The organism is Streptomyces sp. RKAG290 (assembly GCF_023701695.1).
Lineage (GTDB): Bacteria > Actinomycetota > Actinomycetes > Streptomycetales > Streptomycetaceae > Streptomyces.
The window spans coordinates 2,727,607-2,745,930 of the sequence record NZ_JAJOZC010000001.1 but is presented as its reverse complement, the minus strand read 5'-3'; the positions used below and the strand labels follow the sequence as shown (position 1 = coordinate 2,745,930).

General features: G+C 66.1%; 31 protein-coding genes and 1 pseudogene. 31 read left to right on the top strand and 1 reads right to left on the bottom strand.

Going from position 1 to position 18,324, the window contains the following annotated elements:
• The first annotated feature begins 135 nt into the window (after positions 1 to 135).
• From rpsJ to truA, 31 genes and pseudogenes are all read left to right on the top strand, one after another.
• Positions 136 to 444 carry a 30S ribosomal protein S10 gene (gene rpsJ, locus LNW71_RS11725; RefSeq protein WP_003948644.1) on the top strand — a complete coding sequence of 103 codons (309 nt, stop codon included), beginning with the start codon at positions 136 to 138 and terminating at the stop codon, positions 442 to 444.
• A gap of 14 nt (positions 445 to 458) precedes the next feature.
• On the top strand, positions 459 to 1,103 hold the full coding sequence (gene rplC, locus LNW71_RS11720; protein ID WP_014154591.1) for a 50S ribosomal protein L3: 645 nt from the start codon (positions 459 to 461) through the stop codon (positions 1,101 to 1,103).
• A 4-nt stretch (positions 1,104 to 1,107) separates the two neighbouring features.
• On the top strand, positions 1,108 to 1,761 hold the full coding sequence (rplD, locus tag LNW71_RS11715) for a 50S ribosomal protein L4 (protein WP_250968191.1): 654 nt from the start codon (positions 1,108 to 1,110) through the stop codon (positions 1,759 to 1,761).
• Positions 1,761 to 2,084 (top strand): 50S ribosomal protein L23, encoded by a 324-nt coding sequence (gene rplW / locus LNW71_RS11710; protein WP_014154589.1) that lies wholly within the window; start codon positions 1,761 to 1,763, stop codon positions 2,082 to 2,084. The genes rplD and rplW overlap by 1 nt, the downstream gene beginning before the upstream one ends.
• A gap of 39 nt (positions 2,085 to 2,123) precedes the next feature.
• Positions 2,124 to 2,960, top strand: coding sequence for a 50S ribosomal protein L2 (gene rplB / locus LNW71_RS11705; protein ID WP_145765090.1), 837 nt, complete (start codon positions 2,124 to 2,126; stop codon positions 2,958 to 2,960).
• A 12-nt stretch (positions 2,961 to 2,972) separates the two neighbouring features.
• Positions 2,973 to 3,254, top strand: coding sequence for a 30S ribosomal protein S19 (rpsS, locus tag LNW71_RS11700; protein ID WP_015610726.1), 282 nt, complete (start codon positions 2,973 to 2,975; stop codon positions 3,252 to 3,254).
• 42 nt (positions 3,255 to 3,296) lie between these two features.
• The gene (gene rplV, locus LNW71_RS11695; protein ID WP_073733141.1) at positions 3,297 to 3,644 is read left to right on the top strand and encodes a 50S ribosomal protein L22; all 348 of its coding nucleotides are present in this window, start codon (positions 3,297 to 3,299) and stop codon (positions 3,642 to 3,644) included.
• A complete protein-coding gene (gene rpsC / locus LNW71_RS11690; RefSeq protein ID WP_250968190.1) occupies positions 3,644 to 4,480 on the top strand; it encodes a 30S ribosomal protein S3 in 837 nt (278 codons plus the stop codon). Before rplV ends, rpsC begins: the two co-directional genes overlap by 1 nt.
• A gap of 5 nt (positions 4,481 to 4,485) precedes the next feature.
• A pseudogene (rplP, locus tag LNW71_RS11685) lies at positions 4,486 to 4,904 on the top strand (50S ribosomal protein L16).
• The gene (rpmC, locus tag LNW71_RS11680; RefSeq protein WP_014047786.1) at positions 4,904 to 5,128 is read left to right on the top strand and encodes a 50S ribosomal protein L29; all 225 of its coding nucleotides are present in this window, start codon (positions 4,904 to 4,906) and stop codon (positions 5,126 to 5,128) included. The pseudogene rplP and the gene rpmC overlap by 1 nt, the downstream one beginning before the upstream one ends.
• A complete protein-coding gene (rpsQ, locus tag LNW71_RS11675; RefSeq protein ID WP_024494977.1) occupies positions 5,128 to 5,412 on the top strand; it encodes a 30S ribosomal protein S17 in 285 nt (94 codons plus the stop codon). The genes rpmC and rpsQ overlap by 1 nt, the downstream gene beginning before the upstream one ends.
• Before the next feature lie 110 nt (positions 5,413 to 5,522).
• Entirely contained in the window at positions 5,523 to 5,891 is a 369-nt protein-coding gene (gene rplN, locus LNW71_RS11670; RefSeq protein WP_003966950.1) for a 50S ribosomal protein L14, read from the top strand.
• Between the two features lie 2 nt (positions 5,892 to 5,893).
• Entirely contained in the window at positions 5,894 to 6,217 is a 324-nt protein-coding gene (rplX, locus tag LNW71_RS11665) for a 50S ribosomal protein L24 (RefSeq protein ID WP_018550616.1), read from the top strand.
• Positions 6,217 to 6,774: a 50S ribosomal protein L5 gene (gene rplE / locus LNW71_RS11660; protein ID WP_018550615.1), complete on the top strand. Its 558-nt coding sequence runs from the start codon at positions 6,217 to 6,219 to the stop codon at positions 6,772 to 6,774. Before rplX ends, rplE begins: the two co-directional genes overlap by 1 nt.
• A 2-nt stretch (positions 6,775 to 6,776) precedes the next feature.
• Positions 6,777 to 6,962, top strand: coding sequence for a type Z 30S ribosomal protein S14 (locus LNW71_RS11655; RefSeq protein ID WP_024491590.1), 186 nt, complete (start codon positions 6,777 to 6,779; stop codon positions 6,960 to 6,962).
• A gap of 224 nt (positions 6,963 to 7,186) precedes the next feature.
• Complete coding sequence (rpsH, locus tag LNW71_RS11650; protein ID WP_024491591.1) at positions 7,187 to 7,585, top strand: 30S ribosomal protein S8; 399 nt, start codon at positions 7,187 to 7,189, stop codon at positions 7,583 to 7,585.
• 21 nt (positions 7,586 to 7,606) lie between these two features.
• A complete protein-coding gene (gene rplF, locus LNW71_RS11645) occupies positions 7,607 to 8,146 on the top strand; it encodes a 50S ribosomal protein L6 (RefSeq protein ID WP_024491592.1) in 540 nt (179 codons plus the stop codon).
• Positions 8,147 to 8,149: 3 nt separating this feature from the next.
• On the top strand, positions 8,150 to 8,533 hold the full coding sequence (gene rplR, locus LNW71_RS11640) for a 50S ribosomal protein L18 (protein WP_024491593.1): 384 nt from the start codon (positions 8,150 to 8,152) through the stop codon (positions 8,531 to 8,533).
• 47 nt (positions 8,534 to 8,580) lie between these two features.
• Entirely contained in the window at positions 8,581 to 9,183 is a 603-nt protein-coding gene (rpsE, locus tag LNW71_RS11635; protein WP_123461068.1) for a 30S ribosomal protein S5, read from the top strand.
• On the top strand, positions 9,183 to 9,365 hold the full coding sequence (rpmD, locus tag LNW71_RS11630) for a 50S ribosomal protein L30 (protein ID WP_024491595.1): 183 nt from the start codon (positions 9,183 to 9,185) through the stop codon (positions 9,363 to 9,365). The genes rpsE and rpmD overlap by 1 nt, the downstream gene beginning before the upstream one ends.
• A gap of 1 nt (position 9,366) precedes the next feature.
• The gene (rplO, locus tag LNW71_RS11625) at positions 9,367 to 9,822 is read left to right on the top strand and encodes a 50S ribosomal protein L15 (RefSeq protein ID WP_250968189.1); all 456 of its coding nucleotides are present in this window, start codon (positions 9,367 to 9,369) and stop codon (positions 9,820 to 9,822) included.
• A gap of 223 nt (positions 9,823 to 10,045) precedes the next feature.
• Entirely contained in the window at positions 10,046 to 11,365 is a 1,320-nt protein-coding gene (gene secY, locus LNW71_RS11620) for a preprotein translocase subunit SecY (protein WP_250968188.1), read from the top strand.
• Positions 11,365 to 12,021: an adenylate kinase gene (locus tag LNW71_RS11615; protein WP_250968187.1), complete on the top strand. Its 657-nt coding sequence runs from the start codon at positions 11,365 to 11,367 to the stop codon at positions 12,019 to 12,021. Before secY ends, LNW71_RS11615 begins: the two co-directional genes overlap by 1 nt.
• Positions 12,022 to 12,155: 134 nt before the next feature.
• Positions 12,156 to 12,992 carry a type I methionyl aminopeptidase gene (map, locus tag LNW71_RS11610; protein ID WP_250968186.1) on the top strand — a complete coding sequence of 279 codons (837 nt, stop codon included), beginning with the start codon at positions 12,156 to 12,158 and terminating at the stop codon, positions 12,990 to 12,992.
• Between the two features lie 164 nt (positions 12,993 to 13,156).
• Positions 13,157 to 13,378 (top strand): translation initiation factor IF-1, encoded by a 222-nt coding sequence (infA, locus tag LNW71_RS11605; protein WP_003956442.1) that lies wholly within the window; start codon positions 13,157 to 13,159, stop codon positions 13,376 to 13,378.
• A gap of 60 nt (positions 13,379 to 13,438) precedes the next feature.
• The gene (rpmJ, locus tag LNW71_RS11600; protein WP_003956441.1) at positions 13,439 to 13,552 is read left to right on the top strand and encodes a 50S ribosomal protein L36; all 114 of its coding nucleotides are present in this window, start codon (positions 13,439 to 13,441) and stop codon (positions 13,550 to 13,552) included.
• 192 nt (positions 13,553 to 13,744) lie between these two features.
• Positions 13,745 to 14,125: a 30S ribosomal protein S13 gene (gene rpsM / locus LNW71_RS11595; RefSeq protein ID WP_014047799.1), complete on the top strand. Its 381-nt coding sequence runs from the start codon at positions 13,745 to 13,747 to the stop codon at positions 14,123 to 14,125.
• A 105-nt stretch (positions 14,126 to 14,230) separates the two neighbouring features.
• Entirely contained in the window at positions 14,231 to 14,635 is a 405-nt protein-coding gene (gene rpsK, locus LNW71_RS11590) for a 30S ribosomal protein S11 (protein ID WP_003956432.1), read from the top strand.
• Positions 14,636 to 14,772: 137 nt separating this feature from the next.
• The gene (locus LNW71_RS11585) at positions 14,773 to 15,795 is read left to right on the top strand and encodes a DNA-directed RNA polymerase subunit alpha (RefSeq protein ID WP_024491600.1); all 1,023 of its coding nucleotides are present in this window, start codon (positions 14,773 to 14,775) and stop codon (positions 15,793 to 15,795) included.
• A 343-nt stretch (positions 15,796 to 16,138) separates the two neighbouring features.
• Positions 16,139 to 16,642 (top strand): 50S ribosomal protein L17, encoded by a 504-nt coding sequence (gene rplQ / locus LNW71_RS11580; protein ID WP_123524181.1) that lies wholly within the window; start codon positions 16,139 to 16,141, stop codon positions 16,640 to 16,642.
• 88 nt (positions 16,643 to 16,730) lie between these two features.
• Positions 16,731 to 17,585, top strand: a complete 855-nt coding sequence (truA, locus tag LNW71_RS11575; protein ID WP_250968185.1) for a tRNA pseudouridine(38-40) synthase TruA — start codon at positions 16,731 to 16,733, stop codon at positions 17,583 to 17,585.
• Between the two features lie 22 nt (positions 17,586 to 17,607).
• On the opposite strand, the gene LNW71_RS11570 is transcribed toward truA, so the two are convergent.
• Complete coding sequence (locus LNW71_RS11570) at positions 17,608 to 18,282, bottom strand: hypothetical protein (protein ID WP_250968184.1); 675 nt, start codon at positions 18,280 to 18,282, stop codon at positions 17,608 to 17,610.
• Positions 18,283 to 18,324: the final 42 nt, after the last annotated feature.

Genomic DNA, 18,324 nt, shown 5'->3' with positions numbered 1-18,324 from the left:
GCACCCCCTTGGTTGGGATCTTCTTCGGGAGATTTTCGTAGAGGGGATGCGACACGCCCGACCGCGTGGGTCGGAGGCGGAGTAAACAGAACCCCGGGTTCCAGAGCGTTACGAGAGACAGGACTACTAGTAGCCATGGCGGGACAGAAGATCCGCATCCGGCTCAAGGCCTACGACCACGAGGTCATCGACTCCTCGGCGAAGAAGATCGTCGAGACGGTGACCCGCACTGGTGCGTCGGTCGCAGGCCCGGTGCCGCTGCCCACTGAGAAGAACGTGTACTGCGTCATCAAGTCGCCGCACAAGTACAAGGACTCTCGCGAGCACTTCGAGATGCGCACGCACAAGCGCCTCATCGACATTCTCGACCCCACGCCGAAGACGGTTGACTCGCTGATGCGCCTCGACCTGCCGGCTGGCGTCGACATCGAGATCAAGCTCTGAGGGGACGGGCCGAGATGAGCAAGAACATCAAGGGCGTCCTGGGCGAGAAGCTCGGCATGACCCAGGTCTGGGACGAGAACAACCGGGTTGTCCCGGTGACCGTCGTCAAGGCCGGTCCGTGCGTCGTGACGCAGGTCCGCACGAACGACAGCGACGGCTACGAGTCGGTCCAGATCGCCTTCGGCGAGATCGACCCGCGCAAGGTGAACAAGCCCCTCAAGGGCCACTTCGCCAAGGCCGACGTGACTCCGCGCCGCCACCTGGTGGAGCTCCGCACCCCTGACGCCAGCGAGTACACGCTGGGCCAGGAGGTCACTGCCGAGGTGTTCGAGTCCGGCGTCAAGGTTGACGTCACGGGCAAGAGCAAGGGCAAGGGCTTCGCCGGTGTCATGAAGCGTCACAACTTCAAGGGCCTCGGCGCCGGCCACGGCGTCCAGCGCAAGCACCGTTCCCCCGGTTCGATCGGTGGCTGCGCCACCCCTGGGCGTGTCTTCAAGGGCATGCGCATGGCCGGCCGGATGGGCAACGAGCGCGTCACCACCCAGAACCTGACCATCCACGCGGTTGACGCGGAGAAGGGTCTGCTCCTCATCAAGGGCGCGGTCCCCGGTCCGAACGGCGGCCTCGTCCTGGTCCGTACCGCGGCCAAGGGGGCTTGAGGTAATGAGCACCATTGACATCCTTTCGCCGGCAGGCGACAAGGCCGGTACCGTCGAGCTCCCCGCGGAGATCTTCGACGCGAAGACCAGCGTTCCGCTGATCCACCAGGTCGTTGTCGCTCAGCTGGCAGCTGCCCGTCAGGGCACGCACAAGACCAAGCGTCGCGGCGAGGTCCGCGGTGGTGGGCGCAAGCCTTACCGCCAGAAGGGCACCGGCCGTGCGCGCCAGGGTTCGACCCGCGCGCCGCAGTTCGTCGGCGGTGGCGTCGTCCACGGCCCGCAGCCGCGTGACTACTCGCAGCGCACCCCGAAGAAGATGAAGGCCGCCGCCCTGCGCGGTGCCCTCTCCGACCGGGCGCGTCACTCCCGCATCCACGTCGTCACCGGCGTGGTCGAGGGTGCTGCGGTTTCCACGAAGGCCGCCAAGACGCTGTTCGGCAAGATCTCGGAGCGCAAGAACGTGCTCCTGGTCGTCGACCGCAGCGACGAGGCCGCGTGGCTCTCCGCTCGCAACCTGCCCCAGGTGCACATCCTGGACCCGGGCCAGCTGAACACGTACGACGTGATCGTCTCTGACGACGTGGTCTTCACCCAGGCCGCTTTCGAGTCCTTCGTGTCTGGCCCCCAGACCGCTGAGACCGAAGGGAGCGACGCCTGATGAGTGAGGCGACCGTTACCAGCAAGACCTACTCCGACCCGCGTGACGTTCTCGTCAAGCCGGTTGTTTCGGAGAAGAGCTACGCGCTGCTCGACGAGAACAAGTACACGTTCATCGTCGCGCCCGGCTCCAACAAGACCCAGATCAAGCAGGCCGTGGAAGCGGTCTTCTCGGTCAAGGTCACCGGGGTCAACACGATCAACCGTCAGGGTAAGCGCAAGCGCACCAAGACCGGTTTCGGCAAGCGCGCTGACACCAAGCGCGCCATCGTGACCCTCGCTGAGGGCGACCGAATCGACATCTTCGGCGGCCCGACCTCCTAACGGAGGTCGAGTCGTCCGGAATCGGACGAGGACTGAGAAATGGGTATCCGCAAGTACAAGCCGACGACCCCGGGCCGTCGTGGCTCCAGCGTCGCCGACTTTGTCGAGATCACGCGGTCCACGCCGGAGAAGTCGCTGGTCCGCCCCCTGCACAGCAAGGGCGGCCGTAACAACACCGGTCGTGTGACCGTTCGCCACCAGGGTGGTGGCCACAAGCGCGCCTACCGCGTGATCGACTTCCGTCGTCACGACAAGGACGGCGTGCCGGCCAAGGTCGCGCACATCGAGTACGACCCGAACCGCACCGCGCGCATCGCGCTCCTGCACTACGCCGACGGCGAGAAGCGCTACATCATCGCGCCGCGTGGCCTGACGCAGGGCGACCGTGTCGAGAACGGCCCGGCCGCCGACATCAAGCCCGGTAACAACCTGGCGCTGCGCAACATCCCGGTCGGTACGACCATCCACGCCATCGAGCTGCGGCCCGGCGGCGGCGCGAAGTTCGCCCGTTCCGCGGGTGCCTCCGTGCAGCTGCTGGCGAAGGAGGGCACCATGGCCCACCTTCGTATGCCGTCGGGTGAGATCCGCCTGGTCGACGCGCGCTGCCGCGCGACGATCGGTGAGGTCGGTAACGCCGAGCAGTCGAACATCAACTGGGGCAAGGCCGGTCGCATGCGCTGGAAGGGCGTTCGCCCGTCCGTCCGCGGTGTTGCGATGAACCCGGTCGACCACCCGCACGGTGGTGGTGAAGGCAAGACCTCCGGTGGACGTCACCCGGTCTCGCCGTGGGGTCAGAAGGAGGGTCGTACTCGCTCGCCGAAGAAGGCATCGAGCAAGTACATCGTCCGCCGCCGCAAGACGAACAAGAAGCGCTAGGAGCGGGTTTAGATGCCGCGCAGTCTCAAGAAGGGGCCCTTCGTCGACGGCCACCTCGTCAAGAAGGTGGACGTACAGAACGAAGCCGGCACCAAGAACGTCATCAAGACCTGGTCCCGTCGCTCGATGATCATCCCGGCCATGCTGGGTCACACCATCGCGGTGCACAACGGCAAGATCCACGTCCCGGTGTTCGTCACCGAGTCGATGGTCGGCCACAAGCTCGGCGAGTTCTCGCCGACTCGCACCTTCCGCGGCCACGTCAAGGACGACCGGAAGTCGAAGCGCCGCTAGCGCGGGGTGGAAACGACTATGACTCACACCGAAGGGACAACCATGGAAGCCAGGGCCCAGGCGCGGTACATCCGCGTCACGCCCATGAAGGCCCGCCGAGTGGTGGACCTCATCCGTGGCATGGATGCCACGGAGGCTCAGGCGGTCCTGCGTTTCGCCCCGCAGGCCGCGAGCGTGCCGGTTGGCAAGGTGCTTGACAGCGCCATTGCCAACGCTGCACACAACTACGACCACCCCGACGCCTCTTCGCTGGTCATCAGCGAGGCGTTTGTGGACGAGGGTCCGACCCTGAAGCGGTTCCGTCCGCGTGCTCAGGGCCGTGCCTACCGGATCCGTAAGCGGACCAGCCACATCACCGTGGTCGTCAGCAGCAAGGAAGGAACCCGGTAATGGGCCAGAAGGTTAACCCGCATGGGTTCCGGCTCGGCATTACCACGGACTTCAAGTCCCGTTGGTACGCCGACAAGCTGTACAAGGACTACGTCAAGGAAGACGTTGCCATTCGTCGCATGATGACGAAGGGCATGGAGCGGGCCGGCATCTCGAAGGTCGAGATCGAGCGCACCCGTGACCGCGTCCGCGTTGACATCCACACCGCCCGCCCGGGCATCGTCATCGGCCGCCGCGGCGCCGAGGCCGACCGCATCCGTGGCGAGCTGGAGAAGCTGACCGGCAAGCAGGTCCAGCTGAACATCCTCGAGGTCAAGAACCCCGAGGTGGACGCTCAGCTGGTGGCCCAGGCCGTCGCCGAGCAGCTCTCCTCCCGCGTCTCCTTCCGTCGTGCCATGCGTAAGAGCATGCAGAGCACGATGAAGGCCGGCGCCAAGGGCATCAAGATCCAGTGCGGCGGTCGCCTCGGCGGCGCCGAGATGTCCCGCTCGGAGTTCTACCGCGAGGGCCGCGTGCCCCTGCACACCCTCCGTGCGAACGTCGACTACGGCTTCTTCGAGGCCAAGACGACCTTCGGCCGCATCGGTGTGAAGGTCTGGATCTACAAGGGCGACGTCAAGAACATCGCCGAGGTCCGCGCCGAGAACGCTGCTGCCCGTGCGGGCAACCGCCCGGCCCGTGGCGGCGCTGACCGTCCGGCCGGCCGCGGTGGCCGTGGTGGCGAGCGTGGCGGTCGCGGCCGCAAGCCGCAGCAGTCGGCTCCGGCCGCCGAGGCCCCCAAGGCCGAGGCGCCCGCCGCTGCTCCGGCTGCTGAGAGCACCGGAACGGAGGCCTGACCGAAATGCTGATCCCCCGTAGGGTCAAGCACCGCAAGCAGCACCACCCGAAGCGCAGCGGTATGTCCAAGGGTGGCACGCAGGTTGCGTTCGGCGAGTACGGCATCCAGGCGCTGACCCCGGCGTACGTGACGAACCGTCAGATCGAGTCCGCTCGTATCGCGATGACCCGTCACATCAAGCGTGGCGGCAAGGTCTGGATCAACATCTACCCGGACCGCCCCTGACGAAGAAGCCTGCCGAGACCCGCATGGGTTCCGGTAAGGGTTCTCCCGAGTGGTGGATCGCGAACGTCAAGCCGGGTCGGGTGATGTTCGAGCTGTCCTACCCGAACGAGAAGATTGCTCGTGAGGCGCTCACCCGCGCTGCTCACAAGCTTCCGATGAAGTGCCGGATCGTTCGGCGCGAGGCAGGTGAGTCGTGATGTCGGCCGGTACCAAGGCGTCCGAGCTGCGCGAGCTGGGCAACGAGGAGCTCCTCAACAAGCTCCGCGAGGCCAAGGAAGAGCTGTTCAACCTCCGTTTCCAGGCGGCGACCGGACAGCTCGAGAACCACGGCCGGCTCAAGTCCGTCCGTAAGGACATCGCCCGGATCTACACCCTGATGCGTGAGCGCGAGCTCGGTATCGAGACGGTGGAGAGCGTCTGATGAGCGAGAAGACTGTGACTGAGACCAACACTGACCGCGGTTTCCGTAAGACCCGTGAGGGTCTGGTCGTCAGCGACAAGATGGACAAGACCGTCGTCGTCGCTGTCGAGGACCGCGTCAAGCACGCGCTGTACGGCAAGGTCATCCGCCGTACGAACAAGCTCAAGGCTCACGACGAGCAGAACGCCGCCGGCGTCGGCGACCGTGTCATCCTCATGGAGACCCGGCCGCTGTCCGCCACGAAGCGTTGGCGCGTCGTCGAGATCCTCGAGAAGGCCAAGTAATTCCTGAGGGGCATTCCCCTCAGGCAGGTTCCGCCAGGCTCGGTGGGGAGCCTTCGTAAGTCACTTACGGAGCTCCCCACCGGGAACCGGCAGACGATCAGGAGATAGACGTGATCCAGCAGGAGTCGCGACTTCGCGTCGCCGACAACACGGGTGCGAAGGAAATTCTCACCATCCGTGTTCTCGGTGGCTCGGGTCGCCGCTACGCGGGCATCGGTGACGTCATCGTCGCCACCGTCAAGGACGCGATCCCCGGTGGCAACGTGAAGAAGGGTGACGTCGTCAAGGCCGTCATCGTTCGCACCGTCAAGGAGCGTCGCCGTCAGGATGGCTCGTACATCCGCTTCGACGAGAACGCCGCCGTCATTCTGAAGAACGACGGCGACCCCCGCGGCACCCGTATCTTCGGCCCGGTGGGCCGTGAGCTGCGCGAGAAGAAGTTCATGAAGATCATCTCGCTCGCGCCGGAGGTGCTGTAAGCATGAAGATCAAGAAGGGCGACCTGGTTCAGGTCATCACCGGTAAGGACAAGGGCAAGCAGGGCAAGGTCATCGTTGCCTACCCTGCTCAGGACCGCGTCCTCGTCGAGGGTGTCAACCGGGTCAAGAAGCACACGAAGGCCGGTCAGACCGCTCGCGGTTCGCAGACCGGTGGCATTGTGACGACCGAGGCGCCCGTCCACGTCAGCAACGTGCAGCTGGTTGTTGAGAAGGACGGCAACAAGGTCGTTACTCGCGTCGGCTACCGCTTTGACGACGAGGGCAACAAGATCCGCGTTGCCAAGCGCACCGGTGAGGACATCTGATGACTACCACCACAGCGCCGCGTCTCAAGACGCGCTACCGCGAGGAAATCGCCGGCAAGCTGCGTGAGGAGTTCTCCTACGAGAACGTCATGCAGATCCCCGGTCTGGTCAAGATCGTGGTCAACATGGGTGTGGGCGACGCCGCCCGCGACTCCAAGCTGATCGATGGCGCCGTGCGCGACCTCACCACGATCACGGGCCAGAAGCCGGCCGTCACCAAGGCCCGCAAGTCGATCGCGCAGTTCAAGCTGCGCGAGGGGCAGCCGATCGGCTGCCACGTCACCCTCCGTGGTGACCGCATGTGGGAGTTCCTGGACCGTACGCTGTCGCTCGCGCTTCCGCGTATCCGTGACTTCCGTGGCCTGTCGCCGAAGCAGTTCGACGGCCGTGGCAACTACACCTTCGGTCTCACGGAGCAGGTCATGTTCCACGAGATCGACCAGGACAAGATCGACCGGGTCCGGGGCATGGACATCACCGTGGTCACCACGGCGACCAATGACGACGAGGGTCGTGCCCTCCTTCGTCACCTCGGCTTCCCGTTCAAGGAGAACTGACCGTGGCGAAGAAGTCCCTGATCGCTAAGGCCGCCCGCAAGCCGAAGTTCGGCGTCCGCGGGTACACCCGCTGCCAGCGCTGCGGCCGGCCCCACTCCGTCTACCGCAAGTTCGGCCTGTGCCGCGTGTGCCTTCGTGAGATGGCTCACCGTGGCGAGCTGCCGGGCGTGACCAAGAGCTCCTGGTAATTCTCCTTCGCCCCTTGGGCGTTGGGATTACCCGGAGACTCTCGGTAAGTATCTGGTCGGCAGGAGCCCGTCCTCACATGCCGTAGGCTTGTGGGGTTGGGCGCCTGCCGCCCTAGACCGACTTACTACGCCGTAGGTCCCCGCACCGCACCCGTCCCGCCACTGAGTGGGGAGAGGGATGGCGCATACAGGAAACCCCGGCGAGAGAGGCCGAAGGCCAACTCATGACCATGACTGATCCCATCGCAGACATGCTCACGCGTCTGCGTAACGCGAACTCGGCGTATCACGACGACGTCAAGATGCCGCACAGCAAGATCAAGTCGCACATCGCGGAGATCCTCCAGCAGGAGGGCTTCATCACCGGCTGGAAGGTCGAGGACGCCGAGGTCGGTAAGAGCCTCGTTCTCGACCTGAAGTTCGGGCCGAACCGCGAGCGTTCGATTGCCGGCATCAAGCGTATTTCGAAGCCGGGTCTGCGTGTATACGCAAAGTCCACCAATCTGCCGAAGGTTCTCGGCGGCCTGGGCGTGGCGATCATCTCCACGTCCCACGGTCTCCTGACCGGCCAGCAGGCCAGCAAGAAGGGCGTAGGTGGGGAAGTCCTCGCCTACGTCTGGTAGTCGGGAACGGAGGAAAAGCTCATGTCGCGAATCGGCAAGCTCCCCATCCAGGTTCCCGCCGGTGTGGACGTCACCATCGATGGCCGTACGGTCGCGGTGAAGGGCCCCAAGGGTTCCCTCTCGCACACCGTTGCCGCGCCGATCGAGGTCACCAAGGGTGAGGACGGCGTTCTGAACGTCGTCCGCCCGAACGACGAGCGTCAGAACAAGGCCCTTCACGGCCTGTCCCGCACGCTGGTGGCGAACATGATCACCGGTGTGACCCAGGGATACATCAAGGCGCTCGAGATCAGCGGTGTCGGTTACCGCGTCCAGGCGAAGGGCTCCAATCTGGAGTTCGCCCTGGGCTACAGCCACCCGATCCTGATCGAGGCCCCCGAAGGCATCACCTTCAAGGTCGAGTCGCCCACGAAGTTCAGTGTCGAGGGCATCGACAAGCAGAAGGTCGGCGAGGTCTCGGCGAAGATCCGCAAGCTGCGGAAGCCTGACCCGTACAAGGCCAAGGGCGTCAAGTACGCCGGCGAGGTTATCCGCCGCAAGGTCGGAAAGGCGGGTAAGTAAGCCATGGCATACGGTGTAAAGATCGCCAAGGGCGACGCCTACAAGCGTGCCGCCCTCAAGCGCCGCCACATCCGCGTCCGGAAGCACATCTCCGGTTCGCCCGAGCGTCCGCGCTTGGTTGTGACGCGTTCGAACCGTCACATGGTTGCTCAGGTCATCGACGACATCGCGGGCCACACGCTCGCGTCGGCATCGACGCTTGACGCTTCCATCCGCGGCGTCGAGGGTGACAAGAGTGCCCTCGCCAAGCAGGTCGGGGCCCTGGTCGCCGAGCGCGCCAAGGCCGCAGGCGTCGAGGCCGTCGTGTTTGACCGCGGTGGTAACCAGTACGCCGGGCGGATTGCCGCTCTGGCTGACGCCGCCCGTGAAGCCGGGCTGAAGTTCTAAGCCCCGGTTCCTACGCACAGCGGACGTAACAGAGAGAGGTAATTCCAATGGCTGGACCCCAGCGCCGCGGAAGCGGTGCCGGTGGCGGCGAGCGGCGGGACCGGAAGGGCCGTGACGGTGGCGCCAGCGCCGCCGAGAAGACCGCGTACGTCGAGCGTGTCGTCGCGATCAACCGCGTCGCCAAGGTCGTGAAGGGTGGTCGTCGCTTCAGCTTCACCGCGCTGGTCGTGGTGGGCGATGGTGACGGCAGCGTCGGTGTCGGATACGGCAAGGCCAAGGAAGTTCCCGCGGCCATCGCCAAGGGCGTTGAAGAGGCCAAGAAGAGCTTCTTCAAGGTTCCGCGTATCCAGGGCACCATTCCTCACCCGATCCAGGGCGAGAAGGCTGCGGGCGTTGTCCTGCTCAAGCCTGCTTCCCCCGGTACCGGTGTGATCGCGGGTGGCCCGGTGCGCGCCGTTCTGGAGTGCGCCGGCGTTCACGACATCCTGTCGAAGTCGCTCGGTTCTTCGAACCCGATCAACATTGTGCACGCGACGGTGGCGGCCCTTCAGGGTCTGCAGCGTCCCGAGGAGATCGCGGCTCGCCGCGGTCTGCCCCTCGAGGACGTGGCCCCGGCCGCTCTGCTCCGTGCTCGAGCGGCAGGTATGTGATGGCTCGCCTCAAGATCACACAGACCAAGTCGTACATCGGCAGCAAGCAGAACCACCGCGACACCCTGCGTTCGCTCGGGCTCAAGCGCCTGCACGACGTGGTTGTCAAGGAGGACCGCCCCGAGTTCCGCGGAATGGCTAACACCGTCCGCCACCTCGTGACGGTTGAGGAGGTCGACTGACATGGCGGAGAACAAGCCGCTGAAGGCCCACGACCTCCGGCCTGCCCCGGGCGCCAAGACCGCCAAGACCCGTGTGGGTCGTGGTGAGGCGTCCAAGGGTAAGACCGCCGGACGTGGCACCAAGGGCACCAAGGCCCGTTACCAGGTTCCGGAGCGCTTCGAGGGTGGGCAGATGCCCCTCCACATGCGTCTCCCGAAGCTCAAGGGCTTCAAGAACCCGTTCCGCACCGAGTACCAGGTCGTGAACCTGGACAAGCTCGCGACGCTCTACCCCGAGGGTGGAGAGGTCACGGTGGCCGGTCTGGTCGCCAAGGGCGCTGTGCGCAACAACCACCTCGTCAAGGTCCTCGGACAGGGCGAGATCTCCGTGGCACTGCAGGTTTCGGTTGACGCCGTCTCCGGCTCCGCCAAGGAGAAGATTGCCGCCGCTGGCGGCACCGTCACCGAGCTCGTCTGAGACAACTCGGACCATTCGGTGGCCTGAACATCCGACCGGGGATGCCTCTCATATGGGGCATCCCCGGTTGGTCGTTCCTAGGGGGGCATGTACGCCGGTAAGGTGGCGTCCGTTGCTGTGGTAACCCCTGGGCGCATGCGTCCGGGGACCTTTGACTGTTACGTATTCGTCGATCCTCAAGACCGTCACCTCTACGCATTGCGCGGGGGTCGCAGGAGGCACCGTGCTCACCGCGTTCGCCCGGGCGTTCAAGACGCCCGACCTGCGCAAGAAGCTGCTCTTCACGCTCGGCATCATCGTGCTCTACCGGCTCGGGGCACACGTCCCGGTGCCCGGTGTGAGCTACGAGAACGTCCAGACCTGTGTTGACCAGGCAAGCAAGGGCAACAACAGCCTCTTCGGCCTGGTGAACATGTTCAGCGGTGGTGCACTGCTGCAGATCACGATCTTCGCGCTCGGCATCATGCCGTACATCACGGCCAGCATCATTCTTCAGCTGCTGACCGTGGTGATCCCCCGACTCGAGGCACTCAAGAAGGAGGGGCAGTCCGGCCAGGCCAAGATCACGCAGTACACGCGTTATCTGACGGTCGCACTCGCCATCCTGCAGGGAACCGGCCTGGTGGCCACGGCCACCAGCGGCGCGCTGTTCAGCGGCTGCCCCGTCGCCGACCAGATCGTGCCCAACCACTCGATCTTCACAACGATCGTGATGGTCGTCACGATGACCGCCGGCACCGCCGCCGTCATGTGGCTCGGTGAGCTCATCACCGACCGCGGCATCGGCAACGGCATGTCGATCCTGATGTTCATCTCGATCGCCGCCAGCTTCCCCGGGGCCCTGTGGGCCATCAAGACCAGCGGCAAGCTCGCGGACGGCTGGATCGAGTTCGCCACCGTCATCCTGATCGGTTTCGTGATGGTGGCCCTGGTCGTCTTCGTGGAGCAGGCCCAGCGCCGCATCCCGGTGCAGTACGCGAAGCGCATGATCGGCCGGAAGTCTTATGGCGGTACGTCCACATACATCCCGCTGAAGGTCAACCAGGCGGGTGTGATTCCCGTCATCTTCGCTTCTTCGCTGCTCTACATCCCGGCGCTGATCGTCCAGTTCTCCAACTCCACTGCGGGCTGGGCGACCTGGATCCAGGGCCACTTCGTCAAGGGTGACCACCCGTACTACATGACGGCGTACTTCCTGCTGATCGTGTTCTTCGCGTTCTTCTACGTGGCGATCTCGTTCAACCCCGAGGAAGTCGCCGACAACATGAAGAAGTATGGTGGCTTCGTCCCGGGTATCCGGGCTGGTCGACCTACTGCCGAGTACCTGAGCTACGTGCTCAACAGGATCACTTGGCCGGGCTCGCTGTACCTGGGTCTGATCGCTCTTGTGCCGACGATGGCGTTGGCAGGCTTCGGTGGCGCTAACCAGAACTTCCCGTTCGGCGGGACAAGCATCCTGATCATCGTGGGTGTGGGTCTGGAGACCGTGAAGCAGATCGAGAGTCAGCTCCAGCAGCGCAATTACGAAGGGTTCCTCCGCTGATGCGAATCGTCCTCGTCGGCCCGCCGGGTGCCGGCAAGGGAACGCAGGCTGCGTACCTTGCCAAGAACCTGTCGATTCCGCACATCTCCACGGGCGACCTCTTCCGCGCCAACATCAGCCAGGGCACTGACCTTGGCAAGCAGGCCCGCGCCTACATGGACGCGGGGCAGCTGGTGCCGGACGAGGTCACGATCGGGATGGCCAAGGACCGGATGTCCCAGGCGGACGCGGTCAACGGCTTCCTGCTCGACGGCTTCCCGCGCAACGTGGGCCAGGCCGCCGCGCTCGATGTGATGCTCAAGGACGAGGGCGTAAAGCTGGACGCGGTTCTCGACCTCGAAGTCCCCGAGGACGAGGTCGTGAAGCGGATCGCGGGCCGCCGCATCTGCCGCAACGAGAGCGCGCACGTCTTCCACGTGACGTACAACCCGCCGAAGACCGAGGGTGTCTGCGACACCTGCGGCGGCGAGCTGTACCAGCGCGACGACGACAGCGAAGAGACGGTCCGTACCCGGCTCGAGGTCTACCACACGCAGACCGAGCCGATCATCGACTACTACAGGGCGCAGGACCTGGTGGTCACCATCTCGGCGCTCGGCAAGGTCACCGAGGTGACCGAGCGGGCCATGGAGGCTCTGAAGTCCGACGAGGGCTGAGAGAGAACACCCGCAGTACTTGTCGTGCAGTCGGCCGCGGCGCCCATGGGCGCCGCGGCCGACTGTTTGCGCCGTATCGTGGAGTAGCGGGTCCGGCCGCACCCATCACCGTCCATGCAGAGAGGCGCCGCGCAATGGTGCAGATCAAGACCCCCGAGCAGATCGCGAAGATGCGTGAGGCGGGGCTGGTGGTCGCTGCCATTCACGCCGCCACCCGTGAGGCGGCGGTGCCCGGCGCCACCACGCAGGACCTGGACCAGGTCGCGCGCAAGGTGATCGACGACCACGGCGCCAAGTCGAACTTCCTCGGCTACGGCGGGTTCCCGGCGACGATCTGCACCTCGGTCAACGAGGTCGTCGTGCACGGCATCCCGGACGACAAGACCGTCCTCAAGGACGGCGACATCATCTCCATCGACGCCGGCGCGATCATCGACGGCTGGCACGGCGACGCCGCGTACACGGCCTTCGTCGGCACCGGTCACGCTCCGGAGCTCGTCGAGCTCTCCAGGGTGACCGAGGAGTCGATGTGGGCCGGCATCGCGGCCATGAAGGTGAACAACCGCCTGGTCGACATCTCGAAGGCGATCGAGTCCTACATCCGCCGCCAGCCCCGCCCGTCGACCGGCAAGTACGGGATCGTGGAGGACTACGGCGGCCACGGCATCGGCACCGAGATGCACATGGACCCGCACGTGCTGAACTACGTCGCACGCAAGCGCGGCAAGGGCATCAAGCTGGTGCCGGGCCTCTGCCTCGCCATCGAGCCGATGGTCTCCCTCGGCACGGCCCGCACCGAGGTGCTGGCCGACGAGTGGACGGTCATCACGACCGACGGCAGCTGGTCCTCCCACTGGGAGCACTCCATCGCCCTCACGGAGCAGGGACCGCTGGTGCTGACCGCTCCGGACTGCGGCCGCGCGAAGCTGGCGGAGTATGGCGTGGAGGCGGCTCCCGACCCCTTGGGGTGATTCGCAGGGGCCCGGAGGTCTAAGGATCTCCCGCGGTGGGCAAACTTGACGGATTCGTCTTTTGGAGTCCGCTGACGTAGACTGACTCGTCGGCTCTCGTGCATCCGTGTGTCCGCATACGAGTGACGAAAGTCGATCAAGGTAGCCGATTCGAAAGGCGAAGCGTGGCCAAGAAGCAAGGTGCCATCGAAATTGAGGGCACCGTGATCGAGTCCCTCCCGAACGCCATGTTCAAGGTGGAACTCCAGAACGGTCACAAGGTCCTCGCGCACATCTCCGGCAAGATGCGGATGCACTACATCCGTATCCTCCCGGACGACCGGGTCGTCGTGGAGCTCTCCCCGTACGACCTGACGCGTGGCCGGATCGTCTACCGCTACAAGTAGATCTTGCCCACATTCCGCTGCGGCGGGGTGCTGGCACTGACCCGGAGAACCTGACATCCCATGAAGGTCAAGCCGAGCGTCAAGAAGATCTGCGACAAGTGCAAGGTGATCCGCCGTCACGGTCGGGTCATGGTCATCTGCGACAACCTGCGCCACAAGCAGCGCCAGGGCTGACGCACGACCCCCTGCATCTCGCAGTACTTCGCGCGACGCACGAAAACGTACATACGCAGTGCCCGTCCAAGCCACGGCTGACGACACCTCCGGCGGGGCCGGAGACCCGGACGTACCACCTCTCCCAGTGAGAGGTCGGCGGTCGGGAGTGGCGCTGCGGAAGACCCCCGAAATAACAACTGGAGCCATTGAATGGCACGCGTTTCAGGTGTTGACATCCCGCGCGAAAAGCGCGTGGAGGTTGCCCTCACCTACGTCTTCGGCATCGGGCGCACCCGGTCCAAGGAGATCCTCGCCACCACCGGCGTGAACCCGAACACCCGCGTTCGTGACCTGGCCGAAGAGGACCTCGTCAAGATCCGCGAGTACGTCGACGCCAACCTGCGCACCGAGGGTGACCTCCGCCGCGAGATCCAGGGCGACATCCGCCGCAAGATCGAGATCGGCTGCTACCAGGGCATTCGTCACCGCCGCGGTCTGCCGGTCCACGGCCAGCGCACCAGCACCAACGCTCGTACCCGCAAGGGTCCGCGTCGCGCGATCGCCGGTAAGAAGAAGCCGGGCAAGAAGTAGTCCTCAGCGGACGCACTGCGAACGTCCGGGTCCCCGGGCATCCGCAGCATCCAGCGGTCTTCGCTGTAGGACCGATCACCTCCCCTCTCCATCTGGAGTAAAGACATGCCCCCCAAGGGTCGTCAGGGCGCAGCCAAGAAGGTGCGTCGCAAGGAAAAGAAGAACGTCGCTCACGGCCACGCGCACATCAAGAGCACGTTCAACAACACCATCGTCTCGATCACGGACCCCTCGGGCAACGTGATCTCCTGGGCCTCCGCCGGCCACGTCGGCTTCAAGGGCTCGCGCAAGTCCACCCCCTTCGCCGCGCAGATGGCCGCCGAGTCGGCCGCCCGCCGCGCGCAGGAGCACGGCATGCGCAAGGTCGACGTCTTCGTGAAGGGTCCGGGCTCCGGCCGCGAGACCGCGATCCGCTCCCTCCAGGCCACTGGCCTCGAGGTCGGTTCGATCCAGGACGTCACCCCGACGCCGCACAACGGCTGCCGTCCGCCGAAGCGTCGCCGCGTCTGATTCGCCACGGCCGGTGACGGCCGTGCGTCAGTAGCGTGGGTACGGGCGGTATGCCCCCTACGGGGGTGTGCCGCCCGTATCCTTGTTTCATCTGTCGGGCGTCAAATAGTGGTCGCCCACGACTGAAGGATTCACACATGCTTATCGCTCAGCGTCCGTCGCTGACCGAAGAGGTCGTTGACGAGTTCCGCTCGCGGTTCGTCATCGAGCCGCTGGAGCCGGGCTTCGGCTACACGCTCGGCAACTCTCTTCGCCGTACGCTCCTCTCCTCGATCCCCGGTGCCGCTGTCACCAGCATCCGGATCGACGGTGTCCTGCACGAGTTCACCACCGTGCCGGGCGTCAAGGAGGACGTCACCGACCTCATCCTCAACATCAAGCAGCTGGTCGTCTCCTCGGAGCACGACGAGCCGGTCGTGATGTACCTGCGCAAGCAGGGTCCCGGCCTGGTCACCGCTGCTGACATCGCCCCGCCGGCCGGTGTCGAGGTCCACAACCCGGACCTCGTCATGGCCACGCTGAACGGCAAGGGCAAGCTGGAGATGGAGCTGACCGTCGAGCGCGGTCGCGGCTACGTCTCCGCCGTCCAGAACAAGCAGGTGGGCCAGGAGATCGGCCGTATTCCGGTCGACTCCATCTACTCGCCGGTGCTCAAGGTCACGTACAAGGTCGAGGCGACCCGTGTCGAGCAGCGCACCGACTTCGACAAGCTGATCGTCGACGTCGAGACCAAGCAGGCCATGCGTCCGCGTGACGCCATGGCGTCGGCCGGTAAGACCCTGGTCGAGCTGTTCGGTCTGGCGCGCGAGCTCAACATCGACGCCGAGGGCATCGACATGGGCCCGTCGCCGACGGACGCCGCGCTCGCTGCCGATCTGGCGCTGCCGATCGAGGAGCTGGAGCTCACGGTCCGCTCGTACAACTGCCTCAAGCGCGAGGGCATCCACTCCGTGGGTGAGCTCGTGGCGCGTTCCGAGGCCGACCTGCTCGACATCCGCAACTTCGGTGCGAAGTCGATCGACGAGGTCAAGGCGAAGCTGGCCGGTATGGGCCTGGCGCTGAAGGACTCGCCTCCCGGCTTCGACCCGACCGCCGCCGCCGACGCCTTTGGTGCGGATGACGATGCGGATGCCGGGTTCGTGGAGACCGAGCAGTACTAGTACGCCTCCGGCTGGGGTGCCCGGTTCTGCTGGGTGCCCCGGGCCGGGCGAGGGCTTTGTCCTCAATCGCCGGACGGGCTTGAGATCGGCTCGTGCGCGAGGGGGTGTCCTCAATCGCCGGACGGGCTTGATATTCGGCTCGGGCGTGAGGGGATTGTCCTCAATCGCCGGACGGGCTTGATTTTCGGCTCGGGCGGGCTTGGTTTTGGCTCGGGCGGGCTTGAATTTGGGCTCGGACGGGCTGGAGAAGTCTTCCGGCATCTGGACTTCCGTGTGGCGACCGCTGCACGGGAACTGACACCGGTACCTGATACGGCCGGTGCAGCACACAAGGAGAAAAACCATGCCTCAGCCCGCCAAGGGTGCCCGTCTGGGCGGCAGCGCTGCGCACGAGAAGCTTCTTCTCAACAACCTTGCGAAGTCGCTGTTCGAGCACGGCCGCATCACCACGACCGAGGCCAAGGCTCGCCGCCTGCGTCCGGTCGCCGAGCGTTTCATCACCAAGGCGAAGAAGGGCGACATCCACAACCGTCGCCTGGTGCTGCAGTCGATCACGGACAAGGGCATCGTGCACACGCTCTTCACCGAGATCGCCCCGCGGTACGAGAACCGCCCCGGTGGTTACACCCGCATCACCAAGATCGGCAACCGTCGTGGCGACAACGCCCCGATGGCCGTCATCGAGCTGGTCGAGGCCCTGACCGTGGCGCAGGCTGCCACCGGTGAGGCCGAGGCCGCCACGAAGCGCGCGGTCAAGGAAGACGCCCAGAAGAAGGACGAGACCCCGGTCGAGTCCGTCGAGGACGCCAAGCCGGCCGACGCCGACGCGGAGTCCAAGGACGCCTGAGCGTTCTGAGACCACTGGACGGGCCCGCATCACCCTTCGGGGCGGTGCGGGCCCGTTCTGCTGTGCGGGATCTTGAGAGGATTCGCTGGTGAGTGACGTGGTGGAGCCCGGCTTCGTACGGGTGCGGCTGGACCTGGCGTACGACGGCAAGGACTTCTCGGGCTGGGCGAAGCAGACCAGCCGGCGGACCGTCCAGGGGGAGATCGAGGATGCGCTGAGGACCGTGACCAGGTCCACGCGCACGTACGACCTGGCCGTGGCCGGGCGCACCGATGCCGGAGTGCACGCCCGTGGTCAGGTCGCGCACGTCGATCTGCCGGCCGAGGTGTGGGCCGAGCACGCGGAGAAGCTGCTGCGGCGGATGGCCGGCCGGATGGCGCCCGATGTACGGATCCGGCGGATCGAGGAGGCACCGGCAGGGTTCAACGCCCGCTTCTCGGCGCTGTGGCGCAGGTACGCGTACCGGGTGGCGGACCGGCCCGGTGGGGTGGATCCGCTGATCCGCGGTCATGTGCTCTGGCACGACCGGCCGTTGGACGTCGGCGCGATGAACGAGGCGGCGGCGCGGATGACCGGGGAGCACGACTTCGCCGCGTACTGCAAGAAGCGCGAGGGCGCGACGACCATCCGCACGCTGCAGAAGCTGAGTTGGGTGCGGGACGAAGCCTCCGGGATCATGACGGCGACCGTGCAGGCCGACGCGTTCTGCCACAACATGGTGCGGGCGCTGATCGGCGCCGCGCTGTTCGTGGGGGACGGGCGGCGTCCGGCGGCGTGGCCGGCCGAGGTGCTTGCGGCCCGGGTACGGGATCCCGGGGTGCACGTGGTGCGGCCGCACGGGCTGACGCTGGAGGAAGTCGCGTACCCGGCCGATGAGTTGCTGGCCGCACGGGCCGTGGAGGCCCGCAATGTGCGGACCCTGCCGGGGGCCGGCTGCTGCTGACCTGGCGGGCCCGGACGGCGGGTCAGGTCGCGGGGTGTCCCCGTCGCCGCACCGCGGCCGTGAGCTCCGCCACCAGGTACAGCGCCGCGGCGCTCAGCATCGAGGAGCGGAGCCAGCCGACCTGCGGGCTCCACCAGGCGAGAGCCGTGGCCGGGGCGAGGACCAGCAGCGACAGTATCCGGATCAGCCACCAGCGGCGCGGGAGCGGGGCGCGGGGCTCGGCCGGATGGTCGCCGCCGCCCGCCGACAGAGTGTCGCGCAACCCCGCCAGCAGTCCGCGCCGGGCCTGCACCCTGGCGCCTGGAAGCGAGGCGAGGATCTCGGTGTCCCCGCCGAAGCCCGGCGGGACGGGCGGCAGGCCCAAGGCCGTCACCAGGTCGCTCTGGTGCCTGGCCGGGGCGCCGGTGGAGCGCAGGATGTGGGCCAGCGGGCGCGGGTCCGCCAGCCCGTAGAGGTGCGCCAGCCTCGCGGCGGTGGCCCGGACCTCGGCGTGGTCGGGGGCGGGGGACTCGGTGTCCCAGGTGTGCGTCGCGAGCTGCCGGCCCTGGTGCAGGGCGGTGACGCTGCTGTGCTCGGGGGTGCGGTGCAGGACCAGGGCCGGCCAGCTCTCGCCGGTCGTGAAGTTCTCGGCCGCGGCGGTCAGCGGCTCCTCCGGGAGCAGCACCGAGCGCCGGCCGTGAGCGGCCTCCGGGACCACCTCGACATAGCTGCAGCCCTCCCCGGCCGGGGCCGTCCGCAG